This is a genomic window from Pseudomonas putida group bacterium ESBL64 (assembly GCF_045277175.1).
Lineage (GTDB): Bacteria > Pseudomonadota > Gammaproteobacteria > Pseudomonadales > Pseudomonadaceae > Aquipseudomonas > Aquipseudomonas alloputida.
Map to the genome: position 1 here is coordinate 239,002 of NZ_CP145799.1, position 25,438 is coordinate 264,439.

The 25,438-nt window shown below is 61.6% G+C and carries 27 protein-coding genes; 12 read left to right on the forward strand and 15 right to left on the reverse strand.

Features of this window, described 5'->3' with window-relative positions:
- The first annotated feature begins 287 nt into the window (after window positions 1-287).
- Window positions 288-1,094: an HNH endonuclease gene (locus V6093_RS01135; RefSeq protein ID WP_012052874.1), complete on the forward strand. Its 807-nt coding sequence runs from the start codon at window positions 288-290 to the stop codon at window positions 1,092-1,094.
- A gap of 67 nt (window positions 1,095-1,161) precedes the next feature.
- Window positions 1,162-1,716 carry a GNAT family N-acetyltransferase gene (locus V6093_RS01140; protein ID WP_003250692.1) on the forward strand — a complete coding sequence of 185 codons (555 nt, stop codon included), beginning with the start codon at window positions 1,162-1,164 and terminating at the stop codon, window positions 1,714-1,716.
- Between the two features lie 60 nt (window positions 1,717-1,776).
- Here the strand turns inward: V6093_RS01140 and V6093_RS01145 are convergent, their stop codons facing one another.
- From V6093_RS01145 to V6093_RS01155, 3 genes are all read right to left on the reverse strand, one after another.
- A complete protein-coding gene (locus tag V6093_RS01145) occupies window positions 1,777-2,040 on the reverse strand; it encodes a DUF3077 domain-containing protein (protein ID WP_003250694.1) in 264 nt (87 codons plus the stop codon).
- A 149-nt stretch (window positions 2,041-2,189) separates the two neighbouring features.
- Window positions 2,190-2,432 carry a hypothetical protein gene (locus V6093_RS01150; protein ID WP_014860884.1) on the reverse strand — a complete coding sequence of 81 codons (243 nt, stop codon included), beginning with the start codon at window positions 2,430-2,432 and terminating at the stop codon, window positions 2,190-2,192.
- A 474-nt stretch (window positions 2,433-2,906) separates the two neighbouring features.
- A complete protein-coding gene (locus V6093_RS01155) occupies window positions 2,907-3,125 on the reverse strand; it encodes a hypothetical protein (protein WP_047603968.1) in 219 nt (72 codons plus the stop codon).
- A 206-nt stretch (window positions 3,126-3,331) separates the two neighbouring features.
- Here V6093_RS01155 and V6093_RS01160 point away from each other — a divergent pair, with 206 nt between their 5' ends.
- From V6093_RS01160 to V6093_RS01175, 4 genes are all read left to right on the forward strand, one after another.
- A complete protein-coding gene (locus V6093_RS01160) occupies window positions 3,332-4,018 on the forward strand; it encodes a hypothetical protein (RefSeq protein WP_406669671.1) in 687 nt (228 codons plus the stop codon).
- Window positions 4,019-4,167: 149 nt separating this feature from the next.
- Window positions 4,168-4,581 carry a thiol-disulfide oxidoreductase DCC family protein gene (locus tag V6093_RS01165; RefSeq protein ID WP_012052868.1) on the forward strand — a complete coding sequence of 138 codons (414 nt, stop codon included), beginning with the start codon at window positions 4,168-4,170 and terminating at the stop codon, window positions 4,579-4,581.
- The gene (folE, locus tag V6093_RS01170) at window positions 4,566-5,126 is read left to right on the forward strand and encodes a GTP cyclohydrolase I FolE (RefSeq protein WP_019751941.1); all 561 of its coding nucleotides are present in this window, start codon (window positions 4,566-4,568) and stop codon (window positions 5,124-5,126) included. The genes V6093_RS01165 and folE overlap by 16 nt, the downstream gene beginning before the upstream one ends.
- 35 nt (window positions 5,127-5,161) lie before the next feature.
- A complete protein-coding gene (locus V6093_RS01175) occupies window positions 5,162-5,620 on the forward strand; it encodes a DUF3429 domain-containing protein (protein WP_102885237.1) in 459 nt (152 codons plus the stop codon).
- 23 nt (window positions 5,621-5,643) lie between these two features.
- On the opposite strand, the gene V6093_RS01180 is transcribed toward V6093_RS01175, so the two are convergent.
- Genes V6093_RS01180 through galB form a run of 3 tightly spaced genes read right to left on the reverse strand, consistent with a single transcriptional unit; the run spans window position 5,644 to window position 8,221 of the window.
- Window positions 5,644-6,729 (reverse strand): 4-oxalomesaconate tautomerase, encoded by a 1,086-nt coding sequence (locus tag V6093_RS01180; protein WP_406669672.1) that lies wholly within the window; start codon window positions 6,727-6,729, stop codon window positions 5,644-5,646.
- Window positions 6,730-6,731: 2 nt separating this feature from the next.
- Window positions 6,732-7,448, reverse strand: a complete 717-nt coding sequence (locus tag V6093_RS01185; RefSeq protein WP_047603964.1) for a 4-carboxy-4-hydroxy-2-oxoadipate aldolase/oxaloacetate decarboxylase — start codon at window positions 7,446-7,448, stop codon at window positions 6,732-6,734.
- Window positions 7,445-8,221 carry a 4-oxalmesaconate hydratase gene (gene galB, locus V6093_RS01190; protein ID WP_110159605.1) on the reverse strand — a complete coding sequence of 259 codons (777 nt, stop codon included), beginning with the start codon at window positions 8,219-8,221 and terminating at the stop codon, window positions 7,445-7,447. Before galB ends, V6093_RS01185 begins: the two co-directional genes overlap by 4 nt.
- Before the next feature lie 117 nt (window positions 8,222-8,338).
- Here galB and V6093_RS01195 point away from each other — a divergent pair, with 117 nt between their 5' ends.
- Window positions 8,339-9,532 carry a LysR family transcriptional regulator gene (locus V6093_RS01195; protein WP_332729151.1) on the forward strand — a complete coding sequence of 398 codons (1,194 nt, stop codon included), beginning with the start codon at window positions 8,339-8,341 and terminating at the stop codon, window positions 9,530-9,532.
- 14 nt (window positions 9,533-9,546) lie between these two features.
- Here the strand turns inward: V6093_RS01195 and V6093_RS01200 are convergent, their stop codons facing one another.
- The 3 genes from V6093_RS01200 to V6093_RS01210 form a co-directional block, all read right to left on the reverse strand.
- Window positions 9,547-10,794: an OprD family porin gene (locus V6093_RS01200; protein WP_012052861.1), complete on the reverse strand. Its 1,248-nt coding sequence runs from the start codon at window positions 10,792-10,794 to the stop codon at window positions 9,547-9,549.
- A 131-nt stretch (window positions 10,795-10,925) separates the two neighbouring features.
- Window positions 10,926-12,188 carry a gallate dioxygenase gene (locus tag V6093_RS01205; RefSeq protein ID WP_406669673.1) on the reverse strand — a complete coding sequence of 421 codons (1,263 nt, stop codon included), beginning with the start codon at window positions 12,186-12,188 and terminating at the stop codon, window positions 10,926-10,928.
- Between the two features lie 21 nt (window positions 12,189-12,209).
- Entirely contained in the window at window positions 12,210-13,559 is a 1,350-nt protein-coding gene (locus tag V6093_RS01210; RefSeq protein WP_047603958.1) for an aromatic acid/H+ symport family MFS transporter, read from the reverse strand.
- 391 nt (window positions 13,560-13,950) lie between these two features.
- Here V6093_RS01210 and glsB point away from each other — a divergent pair, with 391 nt between their 5' ends.
- Complete coding sequence (gene glsB, locus V6093_RS01215) at window positions 13,951-14,859, forward strand: glutaminase B (RefSeq protein ID WP_004575383.1); 909 nt, start codon at window positions 13,951-13,953, stop codon at window positions 14,857-14,859.
- A 39-nt stretch (window positions 14,860-14,898) separates the two neighbouring features.
- Here glsB and V6093_RS01220 read toward each other — a convergent pair whose 3' ends face one another.
- The gene (locus V6093_RS01220; protein ID WP_406669674.1) at window positions 14,899-17,310 is read right to left on the reverse strand and encodes a TonB-dependent siderophore receptor; all 2,412 of its coding nucleotides are present in this window, start codon (window positions 17,308-17,310) and stop codon (window positions 14,899-14,901) included.
- A gap of 252 nt (window positions 17,311-17,562) precedes the next feature.
- Here V6093_RS01220 and V6093_RS01225 point away from each other — a divergent pair, with 252 nt between their 5' ends.
- Window positions 17,563-18,219, forward strand: coding sequence for an HD domain-containing protein (locus tag V6093_RS01225; protein WP_108079152.1), 657 nt, complete (start codon window positions 17,563-17,565; stop codon window positions 18,217-18,219).
- 28 nt (window positions 18,220-18,247) lie between these two features.
- Here the strand turns inward: V6093_RS01225 and V6093_RS01230 are convergent, their stop codons facing one another.
- The gene (locus V6093_RS01230; RefSeq protein WP_004575386.1) at window positions 18,248-19,411 is read right to left on the reverse strand and encodes an AAA family ATPase; all 1,164 of its coding nucleotides are present in this window, start codon (window positions 19,409-19,411) and stop codon (window positions 18,248-18,250) included.
- A 146-nt stretch (window positions 19,412-19,557) separates the two neighbouring features.
- Between V6093_RS01230 and V6093_RS01235 the strand changes: the two genes are divergently transcribed.
- Window positions 19,558-20,043, forward strand: a complete 486-nt coding sequence (locus V6093_RS01235; RefSeq protein WP_004575387.1) for an anti-virulence regulator CigR family protein — start codon at window positions 19,558-19,560, stop codon at window positions 20,041-20,043.
- Between the two features lie 81 nt (window positions 20,044-20,124).
- Here V6093_RS01235 and V6093_RS01240 read toward each other — a convergent pair whose 3' ends face one another.
- Window positions 20,125-20,889, reverse strand: a complete 765-nt coding sequence (locus V6093_RS01240; RefSeq protein WP_003250736.1) for a hypothetical protein — start codon at window positions 20,887-20,889, stop codon at window positions 20,125-20,127.
- A gap of 64 nt (window positions 20,890-20,953) precedes the next feature.
- On the reverse strand, window positions 20,954-22,231 hold the full coding sequence (locus V6093_RS01245; RefSeq protein ID WP_004575388.1) for a bifunctional O-acetylhomoserine aminocarboxypropyltransferase/cysteine synthase: 1,278 nt from the start codon (window positions 22,229-22,231) through the stop codon (window positions 20,954-20,956).
- 223 nt (window positions 22,232-22,454) lie between these two features.
- Between V6093_RS01245 and V6093_RS01250 the strand changes: the two genes are divergently transcribed.
- Window positions 22,455-22,613 carry a hypothetical protein gene (locus V6093_RS01250; RefSeq protein WP_004575389.1) on the forward strand — a complete coding sequence of 53 codons (159 nt, stop codon included), beginning with the start codon at window positions 22,455-22,457 and terminating at the stop codon, window positions 22,611-22,613.
- Between the two features lie 114 nt (window positions 22,614-22,727).
- Here the strand turns inward: V6093_RS01250 and V6093_RS01255 are convergent, their stop codons facing one another.
- A complete protein-coding gene (locus tag V6093_RS01255) occupies window positions 22,728-23,723 on the reverse strand; it encodes a 5'-nucleotidase (RefSeq protein WP_047603955.1) in 996 nt (331 codons plus the stop codon).
- Window positions 23,724-23,865: 142 nt separating this feature from the next.
- Here V6093_RS01255 and V6093_RS01260 point away from each other — a divergent pair, with 142 nt between their 5' ends.
- On the forward strand, window positions 23,866-24,351 hold the full coding sequence (locus V6093_RS01260) for a hypothetical protein (RefSeq protein ID WP_143999948.1): 486 nt from the start codon (window positions 23,866-23,868) through the stop codon (window positions 24,349-24,351).
- Between the two features lie 24 nt (window positions 24,352-24,375).
- Here the strand turns inward: V6093_RS01260 and V6093_RS01265 are convergent, their stop codons facing one another.
- Window positions 24,376-25,353 (reverse strand): D-2-hydroxyacid dehydrogenase family protein, encoded by a 978-nt coding sequence (locus V6093_RS01265; protein ID WP_143999949.1) that lies wholly within the window; start codon window positions 25,351-25,353, stop codon window positions 24,376-24,378.
- Between the last annotated feature and the right edge of the window lie 85 nt (window positions 25,354-25,438).

A 25,438-nucleotide genomic window follows, 5' to 3' on the forward strand; every position in this document is an offset into this window, starting at 1 on the left:
AGCCAACCAGAAACGCAATTTCCCCTGGGGACAGGTTTGAGCGAAACGGCCTGTAGCCGTGCCGTTTCGTCTTTTTTTAAACGATTACGTCACTGAGGCTGCATGGATTGGACGCTTGTACCACTGTTTTGAAAACCGTTGAGCTACGCAAAACCACCCCTGCAGAGAATTCGCTTGAGCGGTTAGGGCGACTGTGATTACGCCGGAATGTTGTCCTTTTTCCGCTGCGCTGTAGGAAAATTCCTCTTATTTGATAGGCTTCTGCCGTCAGTCGAGAGGAAAATGGAATGCCCGTCGTCATCGTTGAAAACGATACATCACAGTGGGAAGACCAGACAGGCGCTGTCTATCACTTCCCCAAGCGTTACCAAGCCTTGCTCGCTCAGGGAACCGAGGTTGTTTACTACAAAGGGCGTATCAAAGATAAAGCCTTTGCCTCGGTCCGTCTTTGTGCCAATCCGCACTATTTTGGCAAGGCACGTATAGGCAAGGTCTACGCAGATAGCAGTAGTAATAAGGGTGATCTTTTTGCTTTGATTGAAAATTTCATTCCATTTGAAAGCGCTGTTCCCGCCAAAATCGACGGCGCGTACAGGGAGACTATCCCCGGCAGCCGCGCGAGTAACTACTGGCGTGACGGGGTTCGGCTCATTTCTCAGTCTGATTACGACGCTATCTTAAGCCACGCGAAGCTTTTAGATCCGCGGTTGGATACTGCTCTACCGCAGTCAGAAGACGATCCGATTACATTTGAATCGGCTAATGAAGGCAGCAAGACAAGCTACTTTGGAACCCGATACGAACGCCGGAAAGATCTTAGGATGAAGGCCATCGCTATTCACGGGCTTGACTGCAAAGCATGCGGTTTTGATTTCGAGCAGGCTTACGGCGAACATGCAAAGGGCTTCATTCACGTTCATCACGTAGTACCTATTTCGAAATTTGGTGGAGAACAGGCTGTGAATCCTGAGACAGACCTCGTAACGTTATGTGCCAACTGTCATGCGGTAGTCCACCGCAAGCGCGACATGACCCTCAGTGTCGATGAGCTGAAAGGCATGTTACGCGGACGATGGGTCGTCGAACCTCAGTAGCCTAGCTACAGCGTTCAATCCAATAATATGAGTATCTTCTAAAACGCCAATAGCTCTCGCTGAAGCAATGCACAATGGAGGTGGTATGCTCTTTGTTCGCCCTGTAGCAGCATCTGATTGGCGATCTTATCGGGATCTACGTCTGCGGGCCCTACGTGACTCTCATGAGGCGTTCGCGAGTACTCACGAGCGTGAATCAGTCCGGGACGACGATGATTGGCTAGCCCGCGTATCAGCGGTCGCTAGCTCCAGCACTGCTCAAGCTTTCTTCGCTCATTGGAATAATGAGGCGTGTGGCTTGGTGTGGTGCAAGGCATCCGACGTTGAGTCAAGCGTTGTCGAGATTTTCCAGATGTGGGTTGCGCCTGATGCACGTGGGCTCGGAGCCGGGAGTGCCTTGCTTGAGAGGGCTATCACATGGGCTGAAGATCGCGGTGCGGCATGTGTCCGTCTTGGTGTGACGATTGCAGATAGCCCGGCGATGCACTTGTACAAAGCGAGCGGATTTCATGCAGTCGGCGCACCGGAGCCTTTGCGTGAGGGTTCGGCTTTGATGTCGCAATCGATGGAACTGAATCTTGGATCACGTCTAGCAAGAAAGGGGCAGGGGTTAGGTCGCTGAGTCGCCTTCAAAACCGGGAGTCGCATAGGTCTTGAAGGCAACCAGTCGATGATGAGTCATTCAGCGCATCATGCCCAGTTCAGCATCATCCATCAGTGCCTTGGCTAACGCGCAAAGGTAGTGCGAAGCCCAGATCAACTGAGGTTTATCTTCCATCAATCCATCCAGAGTCATGTCCCGTGCATAGCCCATCAGCTCGGACGCCTGTTCACGGGCGCTTTGGCAGGGGATGCCGGCTTCGATGCGGAAGAGGGGATGGGTCTGGTTTTCACCTTGGTAGAAGGTGGTTTTGCCGACGGTGAATTTGGTTTCTTCTGTGGACATTGTTCAGTTTCCCCAAGATTGCTTCAGCCTGTACGGGCCTATTCGCGGGTGAACCCGCTCCTACGGGAGCACGGCAGTCTTCAAGGCTGAGGGAGTGCCGGGGAGGGTATCCGCGAAGAGGCCGGCCCAGGCAGTACATCAGCGAGACGTCAGTGCGTAGTGCGAGGTTCAGTGGGCATCTGCACCTGGGCTATTGCGGACTCGAGCAAAGCTCTCAAGGTCTCCAGTTCATGCATCGAGGTCATCATCAGAATCGACGCGGGTGACTTGGGCTGCAGCAGCATTGCCTGATGCACGACAGTTGCAGCGCAAAGCGCGTAATCCGTGGCCTGGATCAGGGTGTCTTCAAGGCAGAGGGACCGGTGGGGTGGATCTGGAACGATCTTGAGCATGGCGTAACTCCAACGTCGGAAAGTGGAGCTACCTCAACCTTGCTGTCAAACAAGATGGTGGCAGCTGTACGCGGGTTGACAGACCGAGACGTTGGCACTCGGCGCACCACAGGGTGCCCACACGTACAGCCGCCATGAAAGCGAGCACATGAGGACAACGTCAGCGGTCTGTCAAAACCGGTCGCTGAATTGGCAGCGACAGGCCGAGACTAGGGCTGACTATTTCCATGTGCAACGAAAATCAGGCGCGAGGAGTATCTTTGGGAAATGGCCTACAAGGAAGGGGTTATTTCTGATTTTTCGACCCGCTCCCGTTCCCCAAAACGTCGACAGGAAACATGCGGGCAAAAGAAAGCCCGCCGAGGCGGGCTAAGTACTATCACGTAGGGATAGCTTCATCCTGCCCAAGCCACTGTGAAAATTGGGTGAAAGAAAGGTCCCCATAACGTGATCATCCAGAGGGCCCCGCGCCCTTTAAAGCTCGGTTTTCTGCCGCTGGTGGCGCTGAAAGCGGGTAACCGCGATCTGGACGGCAGCTGCAACGAGGCACAGTAGGCCGACTTTCCAGCTGCCCTCCAGGCCGTAATGCTCGGCGATCTTCCCTGTGATGATGACGCTAACGAAGATGGCGAAAGGCAGGATCAGTTTGTTCATCGGGTCTTCCAGCAGGCTGCAGATGGCTCGGGTAAACATACAGTTCACCCAGTGGAAAGGCCGCGATCTTAGCAAATCCGGTTGCGGCGTTGTGGTCACTTCCAGAGCGGTTGCAAGGTGTGTTGTCTGTATCGCGATAATGGCAAAGGGTCAGTATGGACTTGCGCGACCCAGCCCTCGAAACTGATCCATTAGCATCTGGACCAGGGCCGGTCAGGAATAACCTGCAACGCACACTCTCTCTCATGCTGCTGCTGGCAGCCGCTTCATTGACCGCCTGCGTCCCCTGGAAACGCGAACGCGCCGCCTACGCGGACCTTTGCGAATCCGAGTTCCAGTTCAAAGTGCCAGGCCCGCAGGGGGAGACCACCCTCTACCTGGAAACCTACCTCTACGACCACGCCGCCCTATGGGGCGAAAAGCGCTATGAGCAAAGCCTGTACGTGCAGTACCCGGGCGAGAAGTACTCGCGGCAGGAATTCTTTGTGCAAATGATCGCCTACAACAAAGACCGCCAACGCCCGTCTACCGATGCCAAGCGTGGCGAGCCGCCGATACCGGTGCTGTACGACAGCCGTCGGGCTTACATCACCTTTGAAGACGGCTCGCGCCTGAATGCGCGGCCCGAGGTGTACTTGGGCATCAACGAGACCTACGACTTTCCGTTGGTGAATGAGAAGACCGCCCGGCCATCGCCATATGACATCAACAGCGATGAAGTGCACCGGATGATTCCCAGGATGACCAACAACAAGCGCTATGGCTCGGCTTACGTGATCTTTCAGACGGACAAGTTCGAGGCAGATTCCAAGTGGACGATTCATCTGGGGGCACTGGATGTGCAGGGCCGCAAGGTGCAGATTCCGCCGCTGAAGCTCTGCTATCACCCCGTTAAGAAATGGATCGGGATCGAGCCGCTCATGCGGCCTTGAGTGGAAGGTGTCGGCCATGGGAGGTTTGGCGGCGCTCGATCTCACCGGCAATACAAACCCACCGGCGAACATCTCCCAGCCCCCCATTGCGAATTTCCTGGTTTCAGCTAACTTATACAAAAAACCTGTACAAGCATGAGAGGTTGTACATGTATTGCGAGTGGCCCTTCACCCTGTACTTTGACGGCGCCTGCCCGTTGTGCGCTCGGGAGATCGCCTTCCTGCGCAGGCAATCGACCGGGGGAAAGCTCATCCTGGTTGACATCAGTGCTGATGATTTCGATGCAGGGGCGTTGGGCTTGACGGTTGAGCAACTGAGGTCATGCCTGCATGGAAGGTTCGCGAGCGGGCACTGGGTTACAGGCTTGGACGCCACCTTGTGGAGTTGGCGTGCTGCGGATGTGGGCCTGTGGGTCGCGCCACTGGCTTGGCGTCCGCTACGTCCCCTGTTTTCGGTGCTTTACAGGCTGTTCTGTCGATTGAGGCCACACTTGGCCTGGCTACCACATCCCGATGGCGGGCACCGTTGTAGCGGTGAGGAGTCCAAATGTCACATTCGTTAGCCGAGCACTATCATGAAATCCTGGTCGGTATTGGTGAAAACCCGCAGCGCGAAGGGCTTCTGGACACACCCCAGCGTGCGGCAAAAGCGATGCAGTACTTGTGCAACGGGTATGCCCAGGATCTTCACGAGGTCGTGAACGGTGCTCTGTTCGAGAGTGAAAACGATGAAATGATTGTGGTGCGTGACATTGAGCTCTACTCATTGTGCGAACACCACATGCTGCCGTTTATTGGCAAGGCGCATGTCGCGTACCTGCCAACAGGACGCGTGTTAGGCCTTTCCAAGGTTGCACGCGTGGTGGACATGTTCGCCCGTCGTTTACAGATACAGGAAAACCTCACGCGGCAAATTGCGTATGCCGTGCAGGAAGTCACGGATGCCGCAGGGGTAGCGGTCGTGATCGAAGCCAAGCATATGTGCATGATGATGCGCGGTGTAGAGAAGCAGAACTCGGTGATGATTTCATCCGTGATGTTAGGTGCATTTCGCGACGCCCCCTCGACGCGGCACGAATTCCTGAACCTCATTGGACGACACAGTTGACGTCCGGTCCTGAACCGTCGCGAAGGGGCGCCCAGATGAATACCGATGCTACTGCGTTATCTCCAAGCCGCTTCGCTGTCCTGGGTTACGGCGGTCTGCTGCCGTTTATTGGTTTGACGCTGCTCATCCTTTTTTGGGCTGAATATCGAGCGTTTTTCTCGATGATGCTGGTTGGCTATGGCGCGGTGATATTGAGCTTCGTCGGTGCCCTGCACTGGGGGTTTGCCATGACGTTGCAGGGTTTGCCCGCAAAGCAGCGTCAAGAGCGACTGGTGTGGAGCGTTATACCGGCCCTGATCGGTTGGGTTGGCACGTTGCTGCCTGTGCCAGTGGGGTGTCTGGCGTTGACCTTTGGTTTTGTCGGCCATCTTTGGCAGGATCGCAAACTGGCGCAAGCCGTGCCTGGGTGGTATCTGCCGATGCGCGTGCATTTAACGGCTGTCGCGAGCCTCTGTTTGCTGGTCAGTGCACTTGCGGTGTCCATTCATTTTTGAAACCCCAAGCAACCATTGATGAATCACTTCTGCGGCCCACCCCAGATATCCCGACCGATGCACACAACCCCGTCAAACAGCAAACGCGCCGTCCTCACCAACCCGCACCCCTTGATCACGCCATGTTCCAGGCTGATTTCCACCGTAAATTCCCCACTCGGATGCTCCACCGCCAAACGCTGACGATCACCGCCGGACGCGCTGGCAAGGCCCTGTGCAACCGACCCGTCAATCAAGCAGGCCGTAGCAACACTCACCGCACCAAACACCCCGATGGACGCATGGCAGCGGTGCGGGATGAACGAGCGCGTATTGACTGTGCCGCCGTTGCGCGGTGTCGACAGCAGGCACATCTTCGGCACATTGCGCTGGCTGACATCACCCAGGTTCATGCGTGGGCCCAGTTGCAGGCGGATGGCTTCCAGGCGTGTTTTCAGGGCGCTGTCGGCCTCCAGCGTTTCGCACGGCTCGTAACCGGTCACGCCAAGGTCCTCGGCACGCAGCAGTACCACCGGCATGCCGTTGTCGATGCAGGTGACTTCCACACCCTCGACACAGTCGCGGCTGTTGCCGGTGGGCAACAGGGCTCCGCAGCTGGCGCCGGCCACGTCGGCAAACGTGACCACCAGCGCCGCCCCACGGCCCGGCACCCCATCAATACGGGTATCGCCGGCATACTCCACCTGGCCATCGGCGGTCGGCACCTGGGCGACGGCGATCTGCCCGGTGTTTTCCATGAAGATGCGCACCGGTGTGCTCGCGCCGCTGGCGGCCACCAGGCCGCGCTCAAGGGCGAACGGCCCTACGCCGGCCAGAATGTTGCCGCAGTTTTGCCCATAGTCCACCCGCGCCTCGTCCACCACCACCTGAGCGAACAGGTAGTCCACGTCGGCGTCATCGCGCTGCGAAGCGCGGATGATGGCGACTTTGCTGGTGAGCGAGTCGGCGCCGCCGATGCCGTCAATCTGACGGGCATCGGGCGAGCCCATCACCGCCAGCAGCACCCGGTCACGCAGCGGGCCAGGGGCGGGCAGGTCGTCATGCAGAAAATAGGCGCCCTTGGAGGTGCCGCCGCGCATCAGCAGGCAGGGTATGCGGGTCTGGCCCATGTTCAGCCTTCCAGGTCGGTGAGGTGGTCGACATAACGCAGGCCCTTCGCCGCCAGGCGCGGGCGCATCTCGTAGATGTCCAGGCCAAGCTCGCCGGCGGCCAGGCGCAGGCGTTTGCGTTCTTCCAGGTCGGCGCGCTGGGTGGCGGCTTCGAGTACCGCCTGGGCTTCGCCATGGCGCACCACCACTACGCCGTCGTCATCGGCCACCACGATGTCACCGGCATTGACGAGCTGCCCGGCACACAGCAGCGGCAGGTTCACCGAACCCAGCACTTCCTTCACTGTGCCTTGGGCATTGATGGCGCGGGACCACACGGCAAAGCCCATGTCGCGCAGTGTCTGGCTGTCGCGCACGCCCGCATCGATCACCAGGCCGCGCACGCCGCGGGCCTGGAGCGAGGTCGCCAGCAGGTCGCCGAAATAGCCATCGCTGCACGGCGAACTGGGCGCCACCACCAGTACGTCGCCTGGGCGGCACTGCTCCACGGCAACATGGAACATCCAGTTGTCGCCAGGGGCCACCAGCACGGTTACCGCGCTGCCGGCCACCGCCACACCTTGCTGGAGGGGGCGCACGGCAGTATTGAGCAGCCCCTTGCGACCTTGGGCCTCATGCACCGTGGCGACACCCAGCCGGCCCAGGGCATTGATGATGTGTGGCTCAACGCGTGGGATATTACGCACGACGATGCCGGTCTTGCCGATCAGCCCGCTCATGCCAGGTTCTCCGTCACGCGTGGGAACACGCTCTGCAGGCCTTCGGCGTAGACGATGTTGCGTGCACTGGTGATGCCCACGTTACGTTTGGCTTGCACGCCGCGCTGCAGGGCTACACGGGTGTAGTACTCCCACAGGTGTTCCTGGCCGGCCATGCACTGGATGGCGGCATACTTTTTGTCCCACACCGGGGTGATGTCCAGGAACGTGTCCGGGCGCCATTCGCACTGCTCTGGCTGGTGCGGCTCAAAGGCGTACACCGGCGGTGCGCCAACGATCTTCTCGCCCGGCTTGTAGCCTTCAGCCTGCGCGATAATGCGGGCTTCCTGGGCCAGGTGCATGGCCAGCGGGTGGTCGTAGTTGTAAGGGTCTTTGAGGGAGTGGCTGAGTACGAACTCCGGTTGTACCCGGCGATATACATCGGCCAGGCGGAACAGGGTGTCCTTGTCGGCGCGCATCGGGTAGTCGCCGATGTCGAAGAACTCCACGCTGGCACCGAGGATTTCGGCCGCCGCCATGGCCTCTTCACGGCGAGCGTCCTTGACCTTGGCTTCGGTCATTTCACCCTTGCGCCACAGCTTGGCAGACTCACCACGCTCACCGAAAGACAGGCAGACCACGTGCATGGCATAACCTTGCTCAGCGTGCAGCGCAATGGCGCCACCGGCACGCCAGACAAAGTCGGCCGAATGTGCGCTGACCACCAGGGCGGATTTTTGTGGGGTATTCATGGTTCGTTGGCTCCTGCAGTGGGGGTGGGCGCAGGATGTCATTGGCCTGTGCAGGGCACTAATGCGTTCATTTGCAGCGGCTATGCGTTTTATTTATTGCCGGGCAAGCGGGGTAGAGGCATAGTCGCCGCAGTCACGAGCCGAGCGCCGGGAGCCCTTATGATCGATGTCGAACTGCCCAACCTGATGCAAGTCCGCGCGTTCATCCGGGTAGCCGAGCTGGGCAGCGTTTCGCGGGCGACGGAGGTGCTGTTCCGTGCTCAGTCCGTGGTCACTCGCGCCATCGCCGAGCTGGAGGCGCGCTTTGCCGTGCCCCTGTTCGAGCGCCATGCCAATGGCATGCGCCTGACCGACTATGGCGAGTGCCTGCTGCCGCGTGCACAGCGCGTGCTGGCGGAACTGGACGGCGTGCCGAGTTTGCTGGGCACCGCGCAGGGCGAGCCCCTTTACCTGTTTCAGGCGCGGCGCCTGCAGGTGTTCGTGAAGCTCTGTGAAACACGGCACATGCAAACCGTGGCGCGGCACTTCGGCCTTAGCCAGCCGGCGGTCAGTGCTGCCTTGAAAGTGCTCGAAGGCGGCTGCGGACAGCCCTTGTTCGTGCGCACGTCGCGCGGCCTGCAGCCCACTGTGGCCAGCCGGGACATTCTGTTCCCCATCCGCCGGGCGCTGAACGAGTTGCGCCTGCTGGACAGTGACCTGAGCGCGATGCAAGGCACCCTGCGCGGGGTGGTGCATGTCGGCGCGTTGCCATTGGGCCGCTCGCGCATTCTACCGGACGCCATTTTACGCTTCACGGCCCAGCACCCACAGGTTCGGGTGGTGACCAACGAAAGCCCGTTCGACCTGTTGGCAACCGAGCTGCGGGTAGGGGATGTGGATTTTGTGCTGGGGGCCTTGCGGCCTCACGACTATGCCAGCGATCTGGTGGGCGAGCCGCTCATTAACGAGGAAATGGTGTTGCTGGCCCGTCGAGGGCACCCGCTGTTGCACACACACCTGACGCTCAAGGGCGTGCACCAGGCGCGCTGGGTGTTGCCGCGGGCGGGCTCGCCGGCCCGCCAGCTGCTCGACAACTGCTTCGCCGTCGCGGGCCTGACAGCGCCGTGGCCGGTGGTGGAAAGCGCTGATCTGGCGGTTATCCGTGGCCTGCTGGTGCGTTCGGACATGCTGGCGGCGGTGTCTGCGCACCAGTTGGCTTACGAGATTGCCAGCGGCGAACTGCAACGCCTGCCGCTGGCACTGCCCGGCACTGCCCGCGCCATCGGCCTCATGCAGCGCAGTGGCTGCCTGCAGTCACCGGCGGCAGTCGCGCTGATGGCCTGTATCCGCCAGGTTATCACCGAGCAGGCATAAGCTCGGGAGGGGCCTCAAAGCAGGCTCAGGGGGTAGCTGACGATCAGCCTGTTCTCATCGAAACTGTTGGTGCTGCCCCAGTCCCGGCGCTGGCTGGAGTTGCGCCACTTGAGGTTCAGGGCCTTGAACGGCCCAGACTGGATCACATAGGCCAGCTCGCTTTCGCGGCCCCACTCGGTGCCGTCCTGGGTGCTGGCGTTGTGCACGTTGTCGCCGTGGATATAGCGGTTCATCAGGGTCAGGCCGGGTATGCCAAGCACCACGAAGTTGAAGTCGTGGCGCACCTGCCAGGAGCGCTCGCGGGCGCTTTCGTAGCTGGAGCCGAAGGCGTCGTTGGCCAGCGTGCCGCCGCTGGTGCCGTTGACCCGGAACCATTCATCATCGCCCATGACCTTCTGCAAACCGACGTAGAACGTGTTGCCACCCAGCTTCGCCGAGAACAGGCCCGAAGCGGTGCGGTTGTCCAGTTCGCCTGCCTTGGCGCCACCGTCGTCCTTGCCCCAGAAGTAGCCCAGGTTGGCGCCCAGTACCCAGTTACCCAGCGGCTGTTGATGCTGCACCTGGAAGTAGCGCTGCTGGTAGATGTCTTCCAGCTGGGCATACCAGGCGCCGACCAAGGTGCGCTCCTGGTTGAAGCGGTATTCGCCGCCGGCGAAGTTGAAACGGTCCGAGGTGAAGGCAGTGCGCGTGAACAGGCTCATGTCCTGCATGCTGGCGTCGTTGCGCGGGCTGTTCTGGCGGAACTGGCCGCCATACAGGGTCAGGCCGGCCAGCTCGTTGGAGGTGACCTGCGCGCCCTGCAAGGTTTGTGGCAGCGAGCGGCCGTCATCGGCGCGCAGGATGGGCAGGGTAGGCGACCACTCACCGACTTTGAGTTCCGTCTTGGACACCCGCATCTTGCCCGCCAGCGCCGTGCGGCCAAAGTCGTCCGCCGGGCGCCCGTCGTCATGAACAGGCAGCAACTGCGTGCCGGCGGTGCCCTTGCCGCCATCAAGTTTGATGCTGTAAAGGCCCAGCACGTCAACGCCGAAACCGACCACGCCGGGGGTGAAGCCGGACTTGAAGTCGAGGATGAAACTTTGCGTCCATTCCTCGGCTTTGCCTTGGCTTGCCGTGCCCGTGTAGTCGCGGTTCATGTAGAAGTTACGCAACGTCAGGCTTGCCTTGGCATCGTCGACGAAGCCTTCGGCCAGGGCTTGCAGTGGCAGGCTGGCTGCCAGTGTGAATGTGGGGACGAGCGGGTACAGGGTGCGGCATTTCATTATTTTTATTCTCCAGGGATGGGCAAAGCGCTGCCTGCCAGCGGCGCATCGGCGCTGGGCAGGTTGAATCAGGGAGCGGTGGGGGTGGCGGCGCGGGACGCGCCGTCACAGGATCAAGCGGGTTGCATCGGTCAGTTGGGTGCTTTGCCGGCCACCGAGTAGCGAACCTGCTGGTTACGGGTCTTCATGAAGTCTTCGATGCTCTGCCCGCGCATGGCGGCGTAAATGTCCAGGTTGGACACACCCAGTACGGCGCCCAGCTTCTCCAGTACGAAGAAGATCACCCCGTAGTGGATCAGCCCACGCCAGTCGCGGCGGCGCAGCAGGTCGCTTTCCTCTTCGCTCAGGCCTGCCTCGCGGTACAGCGCTTCGGGTTCGCTCAGGAAGCGCTGGCGCCACTGCGGCTCGATCATGCGATGCAAGAACTTGTTCAGGCGGTAGCCTTTGGCACTGCGCTCCAAGGTGTAGGGATAGGTGCCCTCAAGCTGCTCAGCCCCTGCCAGCTGATGCTGCATGTGCTGGCGGTGGCGTTCGTTGACCGGTGCCGGCAGTGCCTGGTCGCGGTTTTCCAGCAGCAGGGTGGCAATGCCGGTCATCGACGGCAGGTAGTAGCTTTGGTGCTTGCGCTCAACGTTGGCAGACAACGCGCCACGCATGATCAGCCAGGTGATCACCTCGGCACCTTCCATGCCGCCGAGCGTGGCGTACTCGGCCAGTGTCATCTCGGTAAGGCGCTGTGGGTCGTTCACCAGCAGGTCAAGGAACTGCGCGTCCCACTCCGGGTTGTTGAAGCCGCAACGCTCGCCGTGCACCTGGTGTGACACCCCGCCGGTGGCGACGATCGCCACCTTGAGGTCTTCGGGGAAGCTCTCGATGGCGCGGCGCAATGCCTGGCCCAGTTTGTAGCAGCGCCGGGCCGTGGGGATCGGCAGCTGCAGTACGCCGACCTGCAGCGGCACGATCTGTACGGGCCAGCTTTCATCGCAGGGCAGCAGCGCCGACATGGGCGAGAAGAAGCCGTGGTCCAGCGGCTTGTCGCGGAAAAAGCTCATGTCGAACTCATCGGCCATCAGGCTCTGGCCGATGTGCCGCGACAGCGCTGCGTGGCCGCCCACTGGCGGCAGGTCCCGCGGATTGCCCCCTTCATCGGCCACGCCATACTGCTCGTCTACGCCCAGGGTGAAGGCGCTGTAATGGTCAAAGAAGAACGAGGTGATGTGGTCGTTGAAGATATAGAAGAGTACGTCCGGCTGGCGCTGCTGCAGCCACGTGCGGATCGGCTCGAAGCTTTCGAAGATCGGCGCCCAGGCGGCTTCTTCCTGTTTGTCGTGGTCGACTGCGAAGCCGATGGTTGGGGTGTGGGAGACGGCCAGGCCACCAATGATACGAGCCATGCGAAAGTCCTCTGTTACAGGTTACGGCGCGGTTACTGCGGGGGTCGCGCGCAGCCGGGCGTGGCCGTTGGCCAGGATCGCCAGGGCAGCGGCGAATGCCGGCAGGCCGAGGAGGGTGAACAGCAGCGGCAGGCCCAGCCCCAGGCTGAGCACGGCACCACCGATGAGGGAGCCGAAAATGGCCCCGAAGCGCCCGATACCGAGCATCCAGCTTACGCCTGTGGCGCGGAACTCGGTCGGGTAATAGCCAGGGGCGAAGGCGTTCAGGCCGGTCTGCGCACCGCTCATGCAGAACCCGGCAGCCGCCACGCCCACCACCAGCAGGCTCGACTCCAGGCTCAGGGCGCCCAGTGAGACGATGCACAGGCCGCCGAGGGCGTAGGCGATGGCGATGACCCGGTTAGGGTTGCGTCGGTCCATGATCCAGCCGACCACGATTGCGCCCACTGCGCCGCCGATCTGGAACAGCCCCGTGATGGTGGCGGCGCGCTCGATGGACAGCCCGCCATCACGCAGCAGCGTCGGCAACCAGCCCATGGTCAGGTAGATCACCAGCAGGCCCATGAAATAGGTCAGCCACAGGGCCAGGGTGCCCAACCGGTAGCGCTCGCTGAACAGCTGCCGGGCCGGTGCCTTGTGCTGCGTGGTTGGCTCACTGACGGTAAAGCGGGTGCCGGCAGCGAAGCGGCCGCCAAGCTTGGCCAAGGCTGCCGCAATCTGGCTGGCCGGTGCCTGGCGTGCGGCGAGGAAGCGAGCGGACTCTGGCAGCAGCCACCACAGCAGTGGCAGCAAGGCCAGTGGCAGCAGGCCGCCGGCCAGCAGTACCGACTTCCAGCCGTGATGAGGTATCAGCCAGGCGGACAGGAAGCCGCCCAGGCCCGAGCCCATGTTGAAGCCGGTGAACATGATGGTGATCATCAACGAGCGGTTGCGGGTAGGCAGGTATTCGGCGAGCAGGGTGGTGCAGTTGGGCATGGCCGCACCCAGGGCAATGCCGGTCAGCAGCCGTAACACAGCCAGTTCATAGGGGTTGCGGGCGAAGGCGCAGGCCAGGCTCAGCAGGCTGAAACCGCTGACCGCGATCAGCAGCACTTTCTTGCGGCCCAACCGGTCGGCATACGGGCCGGCGGTCAGTGCGCCGATGGCAAGGCCGACCATGCCGGCACTCATCACCGGGCCAAAGGCGGCGCGCGACAGGCCCCAGTCCTGCATCAGCGAAGGCGCGATGAAACCCATGACGGCGACATCGAAGCCATCGAACAGCACGATCAGGAAGCACAGCGACAGAATCAGCCACTGGTAGGCAGCAATGGGGCGGTTATCGATCCAGTCTTTGACATCGATAGGGGCATCGACAGGAGGCTTAAGCATGCGTGGTCACCTTTGTTCTTGTATTGGTGTGAATTGCGCCGGGTTCCGGTAAGGCTTCGAACGCGTAATGGCCCAGCAGCAACCACCCCGCCGGACGACGGCGTGGGGCGGACTGTAATCCCATGGTCCAGGGCAGCGCCTGCGGGATTTCTTTAATGAGATATCCAATTTTTTTATCGCAGACTTCGTGGCGCTAATGTCGCGTCAAGCTGTGCCGCTCGGCAGCAAGCTGTTGCCCTGTAAAAGACCTGATGCGCTGCTGGCGTCGTCAGGCTTCCGGGTGATGAAGACGCTGACGGTGATTTGTTTCTGAATGTGTGATCTCTCCCGCTCAGTCTTCGTCAAGAAGACTGCCCCTCGCCGTCGTCTGGGGATTGATACAGGGCCTTCCATGCAAACGCTGTTGAACGAGATTCTCGAAGAAGTACGTCCCTTGATCGGCAAGGGCAAAGTCGCTGACTACATTCCCGCGCTGGCGGACGTGCCGGCGAACCAGCTGGGCATCGCTGTCTATGGCAACGATGGCAGTTATCACTGCGCAGGCGACGCGCGGGTGCCATTCTCGGTGCAGAGCATTTCCAAGGTGTTCAGCCTGGTCCAGGCCATTGGCCATTCGGGGGAAGCCATTTGGGAGCGACTGGGGCATGAGCCTTCGGGTCAGCCGTTCAACTCGCTGGTGCAGCTGGAGTTCGAGCGCGGGCGGCCGCGTAACCCGTTCATCAATGCAGGGGCATTGGTGATCTGCGATATCAATCAGTCGCGCTTCGCTGCCCCCACGTTGTCGATGCGCGATTTTGTCCGACGGCTTTCAGGCAACCCCCACATCTCGATCAATACCCGGGTCGCTGATTCGGAATATCAGTTTCGCGCGCGCAACGCTGCCATGGCGTACCTGATGCAGTCATTTGGCAACTTCCATAACGAGGTCGAGACGGTGCTGCGCAGTTACTTCAGTTACTGCGCACTGCAAATGAACTGCCTGGACCTGGCGCGGGCATTCTGCTTCCTGGCCAATGATGGGTTCTGCAAGCACAGCGGTGAGCAGATCCTGACGCGGCGCCAGACCCAACAAGTGAACTCGATCATGGCCACCAGCGGGCTGTATGACGAGGCGGGGAATTTCGCCTTCAGGGTGGGTTTGCCTGGCAAGAGTGGTGTGGGTGGCGGGATCGTGGCGATCGTACCGGGGCAATTTACCGTATGCGTGTGGTCGCCAGAGTTGAACGCTGCGGGCAACTCCCTGGCCGGGATGGCGGCGCTTGAGCTGCTCAGTTCGCGGATCGGATGGTCGGTGTTCTGATCTGCGAACTCAGGGGCCATCAGGCGTCGCCTTGGCGGGTCAGAACGCGTATACCAACGTGGCCGTGGCGCTGCGTGGGCTGCCATACCAGCCGCGGGCGCCAATCGCCGTGTAGTAGGTTTTGTCCAACACGTTGTTGAGGTTCAGTGAAACGCTGGTCTGCGGCGTGAAGGCATATTGAGCCATCAGATCGACCACGCTGTAGGGGTCCTGGGTGAACGTTTCGTTGTTGGGCCCGGCGCTCTTGTAATATTCGGTACCCTGCCAGCGCACACCACCCCCGACCTTCAACTGTGGCAGGGTCGGCAGGCGGTAGCTGGTGAACAGTTTCAAGGTGTCTCGCGGTATTTCAGTGTTCAGGCGGTCGCCATCCGAATCCTTGCTCACCGCATAGGTGTAGCTGGCCGAGACCTGCCAATCAGGCAAAATCTCGCCCGCCATTTCCATCTCGAAACCACGTGTCTTGGTACCCGACTCGGCACGGTAGGCCTGGTTGCCGTCTGGCGCCAGGTTGCTTCCGTCGGCTACCGCCAGGTTGTCCTGGTGCACCTCGAAAACGCTGAAAGCCGCGGTCAGGCGCTGGTCCCAGAACTCACTCTTCAGACCGAGCTCGTAGTTAACACCTTCCAACGGGTCCAGGTAGGTCCCGTTGATATCCTTGTTGCTCTGCGGTTTGAAAATGGTGGTGTAACTGGCATAGGCCGACCAGTGCTCGTTGAGGTCATACACCAGGCCAAGGTAGGGCGTGACGACCCCGGTTTCGCTACGCGAGGTGCGGCTTGTCGCGCCGGACGACAGGGTGGTAGAGGTTTCGTCGCGTTTCCAGTCGATCAGCCGCGCCCCGGTAATCAGCGACAGGTCATCGGCCAGGCTCCAGCGTACCGAAGCCACCAGGCCGTCCTGGGTTTCATCCAGCGCGTCTTCCGAGGACTTGGCATGGATGGCGTCTGGTATCGCCAGCGAACCGTCCCAGGTGTAAATGTTGTCGATGGTCTGGATCGCCCACAGTGGGTAACCGTCGTTGCGGTAGTAGGCGCGGTAGTGACTGGCCCCGAGGTAGGCCTGGTGCTCGCGTGACAACAGCTCGAACGGGCCCGACGCCGACAGGTCGAACGAGGTCTGCCGGGGCTCGCCGGCCCAACGCCCCGTCCAGGTGCTGATGCCACTGCCATCGGGCTTGACGGTGCCGCTGGCAGCGGTGGCGAAGGCGTCGTCATAGCTGCGACGGCTGTGTTCGGCATTCAGTTTCAATTGCCAGCCGTTGTCCAGTTGATGCTCCAGCGTAGTGAATACCGTCTTGGTGCGACGCTTGTGATAGCTCCAGTCCGAAGCCGAATTGAACGCGCGGGAGGGGCTGAAGTGGCTGCCATCTGAATTGAACATCGGGAAGCCGTGGTTGCCTGCCCCGTCGTTGTCCATCTCCTGATATTCCGCACCTGCTGTCAGCATCGTGCTGTCGGTGATGTCCCACTCCAGCACCCCATAGGCCACCTGCCGTTCCAGCGATTGGCGGTCGACGTAGCTCTGGCTGTCGGTATTGGAGGCGACAAAGCGCCCGCGGACATTGCCGCTTTGCGTCAATTTGCCAGAAACGTCCAGCTCGGTGCGGTAGTTGTCCCACGAGCCCGCTTTCAAGGTCAGCTTGCGTTGTGTTTCCAGGGTCGGCTTCTTGCGGATCAGGTTGACGGTGGCGCCCGGGTCGCCAGTGCCGGACATCAGGCCCGTGGCACCGCGCACTACCTCTACCCGGTCATACGACACCATGTCGGAGAGGTCGTCCCTGAAGCCAAAGGTATCGGGGCGGTTGATGCCGTCCACCTGGATGCTGCCGACCTCGAAGCCGCGCACGTAGATATGGTTGGCGTCGCTTCCGGCGGGCCCCATGCTGTCAACGACCACGCCCGGTGTCTGTTCAAGCACCTGGGCAACATCGTTCAGGTTCTGGTCTTCAATCTGCTGGCGGGTGACCACGCTGACCGATTGGGGTGTCTCGCGTGCAGACAACCGCAGCCCGGTTGCGGTATTGACCGAGCCGGTGGTGTAGCTGCCGGTGCCTTCGGTGGTGGCACCCAGGGCCATGCTGGAGACGGTGGTTGCCGCAAGCTCCATGGCGCCATCCTGTTCAGCGCTAACCAGCATGAAGCGCTTGTCGCCCGCTGCCTGCACCTGCAAGCCACTGCCTTGCAGCAGTTCTGCCAACGCCTGATGCAGCGCGTAATTGCCGTGCAGCCCTTTGCTGTGTAAGCCTGCGACTGCTTCATGGCTGAAACTGATGACTGCACCGCTGGCGTCGGCAAACTGGTCGAGTGCGTGAGCCAATGACCCTGCCGGGATGCTGTAACCCACAGGCTCGGCCCAGGCATGTGCAGTGCCCAGCAGCGAGCCCGCGAAGCTGACCGCTAGCGCGGTTTGGCGAATACGGGTGGCGGGGGAGGAAAAGCGAGCGGACATCCATTGACTCCTTGCTGATCGAATACAAGTGCTCCCAGTAACAAACGTGTTGTTGACGGAAATACTTAGTAGCAAGGTGCAGATAGGGCTGAGGATCTACTTTGGCAGTAATATCCTCATCGCAGCACAAGGCTGCTCCTGCCAGCGCTGTACAGGCTTTGAAACCGACATGCAGGCTCTCGGTACTTGCCCAGGCAGTGTCGGGCGGCGCCCGTGAACCCGCGCATTCACCGGAAATGGAACCTACCGAAGATGACCCGCCAAGCGTTTGCCCCTTATCAGTGCCTTGCCACTGACTTGCTGAAGTATCTGCCGTCCGACCAGCGTGATGGCTCCCACGACTTGGCCCATATTCAGCGCGTGTGGGTCAATGCGCACCGGATTCAGCGGGTAGAGGGTGGCGACCTTGAAGTCTTGCTTGCGGCGACGGTGCTGCACGACTGTGTGGCGGTGGAAAAGCATTCGCCGTTACGTGGGCAGGCCTCGACGTTATCGGCGAACAAGGCTGCATCAGTCCTTGCTGAGATGGGCTGGCCGAGTGGGCGTGTTGAGCAGGTAGTGCATGCGATCAAAACACACAGTTACTCGGCGGGGTTCGAACCGCTGACACGTGAGGCCTGCATCCTTCAGGACAGTGACCGGCTTGACGCCATCGGCGCGGTGGGTATTGCCCGGTGTTTTTACGTCGCCGGGCGAATGGGGTCGGCGCTCTATGACGTCGAGAATCCTTTCGCGCAGCAGAGGGCGTACCAGGACGGGGCGTATGCCATCGAGCACTTCCAGACCAAACTGCTCAAGCTCGCTTCGGGCTTTAAGACCCAAGAAGGGGCTCGCCTTGCTGCCGAGCGTCATACCCGGCTTGAAACCTTTCTTACCCAGTTCATGGACGAGATTACCGGGGCCGGTTAGTCATGCCGGGCTCATACCGTCCTTGAATTCAGTCAGCCCAGCGCCACAGCGGCTCATCCAGCAACCCAACCCCCCGCAGCTGGGTTTGCCCTTGTATTTTTTCCAGCTCTAGCACATTGCACCCGTCACAGGCTGCCAGCGCGTTGATTAATGGCGCACTGTGCGATACCACCCAAACCTGGCTACGGCGTGATGCACGAATGATCAGCCGCGCCAAGGCCGGAAGCAGGTCCGCGTGCAGACTGGTTTCCGGTTCGTTCAAGACCATCAGCGATGGCGGCCGTGGTGTGAGCAGGGCGGCCATCAGCAGAAGATAACGCAGGGTGCCGTCCGACAATTCAGCACCCTCGAGCGGGCGCAAAAGACCGTGCTGGTGCAGCCGTACACTGAACAGCCCACCAGGTGGCGCATTGACCTCCAGACGGCTGCCGGGAAACGCGTCATTCAGCGCTTCCACCAGATCCTCCACATCGCCAATTTCGATAATGGTCTGCAACGCTGAGGCAAGGTTGCGCCCGTCGTGATGCAGTACCGGCGAGCGAGTGCCCAGTTGGGGTTGACGGCAAGGCGCATCACGGTCAATCCGGAAGTGATCGTAAAACCGCCAGCTGTTGATGAACGCGCGCAGGTCACCGATTTCCGGTGCCTGGCGTGGCCGGCCGACGATGTTGAAAAAGCTCTCGCCGCTGTCAGCATGCTGATCGAGCACTGCCCAGCGGTTGCCCTCGCGGGCCCGCACCAGGGCATTCTTGCGCTCGACCAGCAAGGAAGAGGGGCGATAGGCGCCAGCGCCCCAGATGGCCTCGCACTTTATTTCAGGGTCGAGCATGAACGCGCTCGGATACGGCAGGGGAATTGGCAGGCCGAGGGTGATGGCAAAACCGAGGTCTTCGGTGGCAAAGCCCAGGCGCAGGCGCCTGGCTTCGCTCGGATGCTGGCCTTGGATGGGCACTTCGCCGCGCCGCATTCGTGCGCTGGTTTCTGGGCCGGCCCACCAGGTCGAATCCAGCCCGCCTTCACGGGCGAGGGCTTCGACCACACCGCCCTGTGCGGTTTCGGCCAGCAGGCGCAGCGCCTTGTACAGGTTGGATTTGCCGCTGCCGTTGGCACCGGTCACCAGGTTGAGTTGGCTCAGCGGCAGCACCAGGTGGTTGATCGAGCGGTAGTTGCCGATGGCGAGGGTAGTGAGCATGCAGTGCTTCCCAGCGTGGACCAGGCGACCGATTGTGGCCGAAGCGTGCCTGCCTTGTCAGCCACCCCTGCTGAGGCTGTTGCAAGTGAAGCAGGCGTGCGCACCGTCTATAGTGTGGGGCAACCTCTCGCGCAAAGGATGCTCACATGGCCAGATCAACAATCATGACAGCCATTGTCACCTCATTGGCGGTGGCCTTGGCCTCTGGCCCGGTGCTCGCCGACCCGGGTAATGGCAAAGGCCAGGGCCAAGGTCAGGGGCACGGCAAGGGTCAGGCGCCGCACGCCCAGGGTCAGGGCCAGGGCCAGGGCAATTCGGGCGGCCACAAGCAGAGCGCCGGCGGCAATGACTGGCACGGCGGCCCGTCCATCGACCGTGGCGATGTACTGGGCATCCTCGGTGGCCACCGCAACTACTGGAGCCCGGGCCCGGCATTGCCTCCAGGCATTCAGAAGAACCTGGCCCGCGGCAAGCCCCTGCCACCTGGTATCGCCAAGAAACTGGATGGCCGTCTGTTGGGGCAGCTGCCTCACTACGACGGGTATGAGTGGATGCAAGCGGGCGCAGACCTGATTCTGGTCGCCGTGGCGACCGGGATCATCTATGAGGTGTTGAACGGGGCGTTCGACTAAGGCCGCAGGTGCGAGCAGTCCGCTCGGTCCCTGCAGGCGCTGGCGTGCCTGCGATGGGCTGCGCAGCAGCCCAACGGCCTATCAACGCCGCCGCAACACCGCGGCCAGCCCAAGGGTCAGCACCACAGCGCACAGCATGGCCAGCCCGATGGTCACGCCAACGCCCCACGTTTCCAGCAGCCCCGCCAATACCAGATAGAACGCAATCACCCCCACCGCGCCGATCGCATTCCCCCGCACCATCGCCGCCATCCCGGCTCGCCCGCCCTGCACATGGGCGAACACCACCAGTGGCCAGGCAATCACCGGAATCGGCGCCAGCATCCCGCTGGTCGCCGGGCCCAGCCAACTGGCCAGGCTGGTGGTGATCATCAGCAGGGAAGTGGCAGATACCATGCGCAACGGGATTTCCCAGTGCCGGTGCCGGGGGCGGGCCAAGGTATCAGGTTTGGGCTCGCGGCCGCTGGCGCGGATCAGCACGCCGATCAGCACCAACGCCACTGCAATCGACAGGTACAGGCTGCCCCAGTGGGTAAAGGCATAGGCGGCCAGGCCATAGAACAGCAACGCCAGCAGTACGGCCACGGCGATGCCGAGTGTGCGCGTGGCCAGCAGGTAGACGGTGTAGGTGGCCTGCACCGCCGCCAGGCCGCCCAGTGCGCCGGGCAATGCGCCCAGGGCGAAGGCCGTGCCCTGTTCCAGGCACAGGAAGGTCATCACCAGCGCCGAGGTGATCGGCAGGCCGGACAGCAATCCGCCTAGCAGGCCGCCCCAGCGCCGGGAGGCGAGGGAGATGGCCCACATCAGCAGGGGGGTGATGGTGAGTTTCAGGTAAAACAGGGTCATTGCGGGTGCATCCACGCTTGATGAAGGTGCGCCCGCCTTCGACATTGGGTAGGGCGCGGAGGAATCAGCCGCGGCTGGCCTCCAAGGCCTGGGCCAGGTCGGCGATGATGTCGTCACTGTGTTCGATGCCGATCGACAGGCGCACCATGTCCCGTGGCACGCCGGCCTTCTCCAGTTCCTCGTCGTTGAGCTGACGGTGAGTAGTGGAAGCGGGGTGGCAGGCCAGTGACTTGGCGTCGCCGATGTTCACCAGGCGTACCACCAACTGCAATGCGTCGATGAAGCGCGCGCCAGCCGCCTGGCCGCCCTTGATACCGAACGACAGGATCGACGCCGGCTTGCCGCCGGTGTAGCGCTGGGCCAGTTCATGTTCGGGGTGGTCGGGCAGCCCGGCGAACTTCACCCAGGCCACTTGCTCGTGGGCTTGCAGGTAATGGGCGACCTTTAGCGCGTTCTCGGTATGGCGCTCCATGCGCAGGGCCAGGGTTTCCAGGCCTTGCAGGATCAGGAAGGCGTTGAACGGCGACAGCGCGGCGCCGGTGTTGCGCAAGGGCACCACACGGCAGCGGCCGATGAAGGCGGCAGGCCCGAAAGCTTCGGTGTAGGTGACGCCGTGGTAGGACGGGTCGGGGGTGTTGAGCAGGGCGAAGCGTTCCTTGTTTTCGGCCCAGGGGAATTTGCCGGAGTCGATGACGATGCCGCCGATGCTGGTGCCGTGACCGCCGATGTACTTGGTCAGCGAGTGCACGACGATATCGGCGCCGTGCTCGAACGGCCGGCACAGCACCGGGGTGGCCACGGTATTGTCGACGATCAGCGGCACCCCGTGGCGGTGGGCGGCCTCGGCCAGCGCAGCGATATCAACGATATTGCCGGCGGGATTGCCGATGGACTCGCAGAATACCGCTTTGGTACGCGCGTCGATCAGCGCTTCGAGGGCGGCGATATCGTCATGGGCCGCGAAGCGGGTGTGGATTCCCATGCGTGGCAGGGTGTGCGCCAGCAGGTTGTAGGTGCCGCCGTACAGCTTGGCCACCGAGACGATATTGTCGCCGGCTTCGGCGACGGTCTGGATGGCGTAGGTGATAGCCGCCATGCCCGAGGCGACGGCCAGCGCGCCAACCCCGCCTTCCAGGGCGGCCATGCGCTGCTCGAGCACGTCGTTGGTGGGGTTCATGATGCGCGAATAGATGTTGCCGGCAACCTTCAGGTCAAACAGGTCGGCGCCGTGTTGGGTGTCGTCGAAGGCGAAGGAGGTGGTTTGGTAGATCGGTACGGCCACCGCCTTGGTGGTCGGGTCGGGGCTGAAGCCCGCATGGATGGCAAGCGTTTCCAGCTTCATGCAATCGTTCCTTGAGCGTGGGTGGAAGCGTTCGAGCATGCGGCGGCGAGTGGGCATGGGTCAAGGAGGATCATTCTGGTGGTCCCTGCGCGGCGTTTGCGGCCACTGGGTCGACAGTAAAGATATGCAAAGTTTCCCTGTGCCATCACACCGCAGCTCTAGAATCGTGTCGCTGCCCGATCCGCTAAGGCAGGCAGCAGATCTAGCCTTGTGGAGCGTTTCAATGAAGTCGAAAAACCTTTTGCGCGCAGCCTTGGTGGCGGCGCTGGTATCCGCCTTGTCGGGTTGCTGGATGTTCATGCCGCCGGGTGGTGGCGGTGGTCATGGTGGGGGTGGCCACGGCGGTGGTTTTGGTGGCCATCAGGGTGGCGGCCCGCGCTAAGCTGACCCCGCGACGGACCGCGCCCTTTCGGCCGGGTTGCAAGCGCGTACCCGGCACGGGCGCACGCACCTTGGTCGCCCGAACCGCGCGTGGCACAGCGCCGGTGTTTGCGCTTTAGGGCATGCAGGATGATGCGCTGATCGGCAGTTGATCCTGCTTCACGTCGGGTTCCTGAGGCGAGCGCACTCTGTTCGCCACCCCAAACGGTACATGCACCATCGGCAGGTTCCCCGCTGGCGATTGCAGGTGCGTGCGCTGGTCGTCGAAAAACACATGCGGCTTCAATATCGACAACACCCTGGGTTTATCCATACCGCCTAGAAAAAAGCACTCATCCGGGGATACGCCCCAATCCTTCAAGGTCGTCACTACTCGCTCATGCGAAGGCGCGTTGCGCGCCGTGACGATGGCAATGCGCAGAATCCGCTGGTACGTCGGGTCCTCGGCCAGCTTGCGGTCCTCCAGCATGCGTATCCGCGATAGTTTGCGGTAAAGGTCTGCCAGTGGCCCCGGCGAATGCGGGGTGCCCTTGTGCATGCGTTCGTGTTCCTGAAAGTCGTCCAGGTTGTCGTTGCGCTTGTAAACACGCTCTGCCTCGTCGTCGGCAATCACGCCATCGAAGTCGAAGGCCACCCGCAGCTCAGTATCGATTTCATCATCGTAGATGCGCGTAGGCAGTACACGCCCGGCAGGGTAGTTGGCGTCGATGGCCTTTTGCACATCTTCCTCGTTGGCGCTGAGGAACAGCGAGGCATTGAACGCCGGGATGTATTCGTAGGGCGAGCGGCCCGACATGAATGCCGCGCGGGTGATGTCCAACTGATAGTGGCTGATGGAGCGGAACACCCGCAGGCCGGTTTCCGGCGAGTTGCGCGAGAGCAGCACCACTTCCACCGGCAACTGGTCGGGGAACGCCTTGTTGATGCTCAGGAAGCGGCGAATGAACGGGAGCGCCACCCCACTGGGGAACGGCTCGTCCAGGTTTTGCTCCTGGTGCTGGCGGTAAGCCTCGACACCTTGGGTCTGGTAGATGTCATCGGAGACGGAGAGGTCGAACAGCGCACTCGAGGCAACGCCGATGACCAGTTTTTCTTCAATGGGGTAGGGCATGAAGCGGCTCCTGCGAGTGGCATGAAGGCAAGTGTACGCGCACGTTCTGACGAAAGCCGTCAATTGCGCGACTGACCAGTGGATCCGGTAATGTCATTTTGATAGCTTCTCGCCCCTTACCGCAGTATCCGGACAGTGATTGATGAACCAGCTACATGAACACGGCACCCTGACTCCGCTTGCCGAGGCGAATGGGAACACGATGGACGAGCCCCAGCATGAGGCAGACGCGTCGGCCCAGCAGGCCCCCGGGCATGACGCACTGCAGGCCAGTATCGAGGCGCTGAACAAAAAGCTCGTGGCAACTACCCTGGCCCGTGTGCAGAAGGAAGGGGCGATTCGCAAGCACCTTGAGCAGTGCCAGCAGCAACTGGCCGCCAGCAATCAGGCTCGGGAGGGGCTGTCCATCACGGTCACCACGGCGCTGAAGAAGCTCGCGCTGGCAGCGAGCACCCAGGCAGACCGTGTGGACAGTGTGGAGACGCGCTTGACCGGCCTGGCTGAGCGCCAATGTCAATGCGTGGCGCAGTCAGCAGCCGGTTGGCCCGCGTACCTGGAACGTCATGGGGTGTCGTTGGTCGCCTTGGCCGTGGCTGTGTTTACGCTGGGGCTGCACCTGCTTGGGTAGTGCAACCTCAAGGCTGCACTGGGTTCAGCGTTGAAGTGCCAAAGCTTGCGGGTTGGCGACGTTCTTCGGCACCCCTTCGAAAAACGCCAGCACATTGTCGAAGGCGTCACCGAAGTACAGCTCGTAGCCGTTCTTCTCCACATACCCCAGGTGGGGCGTGCTGAGTACACGTGGGTGGCGCAGCAGTGGATGGGCCGGGTCGAGTAACGGCTCTTCCTCATAAACATCCACCGCCGCGTAGCCCGGCCGCCCGACATCCAATGCCTGCAGTAATGCGCCTGGTGCAATCAGTTCCGCGCGGCTGACGTTCACCAGCAAGGCGTCGGGCTTCATGTGGGACAGGTCGTCGAAGGTCACTCCATGGCGTGTCTGATCCGAAAGGCGCAGGTTCAGGCTGACAATATCCGCCTCGGCAAAAAACGCCTCACGCGAGGCGGCAGCAGTGTGGCCATGGGCTTTGGCTGCGGCGCGGCTGCTGTCGCTGCCCCACACCAGCACGGGCATGTCGAAAGCCTGCGCATAACGCGCCAGGCGCTGGCCGATCTTGCCATAGCCCCAGATGCCCAGCGTCTGCCCGGCCAGCGCCTGGCCCAGGTTGACCTGCCATTGGCCTTGGCGGAAGGCATCAATGGCCGGCACCAGTTGCCGGCGGGCATTGAGGATCAGCGCCCAGGCCAGTTCGGCAGGCGCTACCGGCGATCCGCGTCCCTCGGTCACGGCAATGCCGCGCGCGGTGCAGGCAGCCAGGTCGAGGTGGCTGGACACCTTGCCGGTCTGGCTGATCAGCTTGAGGTTGGGCAGGCGGTCGAGCAAGGCAGCGTCGATGCGTGTGCGTTCGCGGGTGAGTACCAGGGCGTCGGCATCGGCAAAACGTGCGGCAAGTTGTTCCAGCGTGGCAGGCGGGAGCTCATGAAGGACGCTGACAGCATGCCCGCTCAGCTTGCCGAAGCAATCGAGGGTACGGATTACATCTTGGTAGTCGTCGGGAATGACAATGCGCATGGTGGTCTGGCCCGGGCGGTACAGGGAAGTGTCGAAGATAACCTAACGGGCGGTATCGGTGTCAGGTCAGGCTGCAGTCGCTGCA

Coding starts and splice junctions, on each gene's coding strand:
- folE (WP_019751941.1), top strand. CDS start 4,566: ATGTCACATTCGTTAGCCGAGCACTATCATGAAATCCTGGTCGGTATT.
- V6093_RS01185 (WP_047603964.1), bottom strand. CDS start 7,448: ATGAGCGGGCTGATCGGCAAGACCGGCATCGTCGTGCGTAATATCCCA.
- V6093_RS01240 (WP_003250736.1), bottom strand. CDS start 20,889: ATGACCCTGTTTTACCTGAAACTCACCATCACCCCCCTGCTGATGTGG.
- V6093_RS01135 (WP_012052874.1), top strand. CDS start 288: ATGCCCGTCGTCATCGTTGAAAACGATACATCACAGTGGGAAGACCAG.
- V6093_RS01150 (WP_014860884.1), bottom strand. CDS start 2,432: ATGCTCAAGATCGTTCCAGATCCACCCCACCGGTCCCTCTGCCTTGAA.
- V6093_RS01265 (WP_143999949.1), bottom strand. CDS start 25,353: ATGCGCATTGTCATTCCCGACGACTACCAAGATGTAATCCGTACCCTC.
- V6093_RS01225 (WP_108079152.1), top strand. CDS start 17,563: ATGACCCGCCAAGCGTTTGCCCCTTATCAGTGCCTTGCCACTGACTTG.
- V6093_RS01250 (WP_004575389.1), top strand. CDS start 22,455: ATGAAGTCGAAAAACCTTTTGCGCGCAGCCTTGGTGGCGGCGCTGGTA.
- V6093_RS01155 (WP_047603968.1), bottom strand. CDS start 3,125: ATGTTTACCCGAGCCATCTGCAGCCTGCTGGAAGACCCGATGAACAAA.
- V6093_RS01145 (WP_003250694.1), bottom strand. CDS start 2,040: ATGTCCACAGAAGAAACCAAATTCACCGTCGGCAAAACCACCTTCTAC.
- V6093_RS01195 (WP_332729151.1), top strand. CDS start 8,339: ATGATCGATGTCGAACTGCCCAACCTGATGCAAGTCCGCGCGTTCATC.
- V6093_RS01140 (WP_003250692.1), top strand. CDS start 1,162: ATGCACAATGGAGGTGGTATGCTCTTTGTTCGCCCTGTAGCAGCATCT.
- V6093_RS01200 (WP_012052861.1), bottom strand. CDS start 10,794: ATGAAATGCCGCACCCTGTACCCGCTCGTCCCCACATTCACACTGGCA.
- glsB (WP_004575383.1), top strand. CDS start 13,951: ATGCAAACGCTGTTGAACGAGATTCTCGAAGAAGTACGTCCCTTGATC.
- V6093_RS01205 (WP_406669673.1), bottom strand. CDS start 12,188: ATGGCTCGTATCATTGGTGGCCTGGCCGTCTCCCACACCCCAACCATC.
- V6093_RS01160 (WP_406669671.1), top strand. CDS start 3,332: ATGCTGCTGCTGGCAGCCGCTTCATTGACCGCCTGCGTCCCCTGGAAA.
- V6093_RS01165 (WP_012052868.1), top strand. CDS start 4,168: ATGTATTGCGAGTGGCCCTTCACCCTGTACTTTGACGGCGCCTGCCCG.
- V6093_RS01180 (WP_406669672.1), bottom strand. CDS start 6,729: ATGGGCCAGACCCGCATACCCTGCCTGCTGATGCGCGGCGGCACCTCC.
- V6093_RS01260 (WP_143999948.1), top strand. CDS start 23,866: ATGAACCAGCTACATGAACACGGCACCCTGACTCCGCTTGCCGAGGCG.
- V6093_RS01255 (WP_047603955.1), bottom strand. CDS start 23,723: ATGCCCTACCCCATTGAAGAAAAACTGGTCATCGGCGTTGCCTCGAGT.
- V6093_RS01220 (WP_406669674.1), bottom strand. CDS start 17,310: ATGTCCGCTCGCTTTTCCTCCCCCGCCACCCGTATTCGCCAAACCGCG.
- V6093_RS01210 (WP_047603958.1), bottom strand. CDS start 13,559: ATGCTTAAGCCTCCTGTCGATGCCCCTATCGATGTCAAAGACTGGATC.
- V6093_RS01230 (WP_004575386.1), bottom strand. CDS start 19,411: ATGCTCACTACCCTCGCCATCGGCAACTACCGCTCGATCAACCACCTG.
- V6093_RS01175 (WP_102885237.1), top strand. CDS start 5,162: ATGAATACCGATGCTACTGCGTTATCTCCAAGCCGCTTCGCTGTCCTG.
- V6093_RS01235 (WP_004575387.1), top strand. CDS start 19,558: ATGGCCAGATCAACAATCATGACAGCCATTGTCACCTCATTGGCGGTG.
- galB (WP_110159605.1), bottom strand. CDS start 8,221: ATGACATCCTGCGCCCACCCCCACTGCAGGAGCCAACGAACCATGAAT.
- V6093_RS01245 (WP_004575388.1), bottom strand. CDS start 22,231: ATGAAGCTGGAAACGCTTGCCATCCATGCGGGCTTCAGCCCCGACCCG.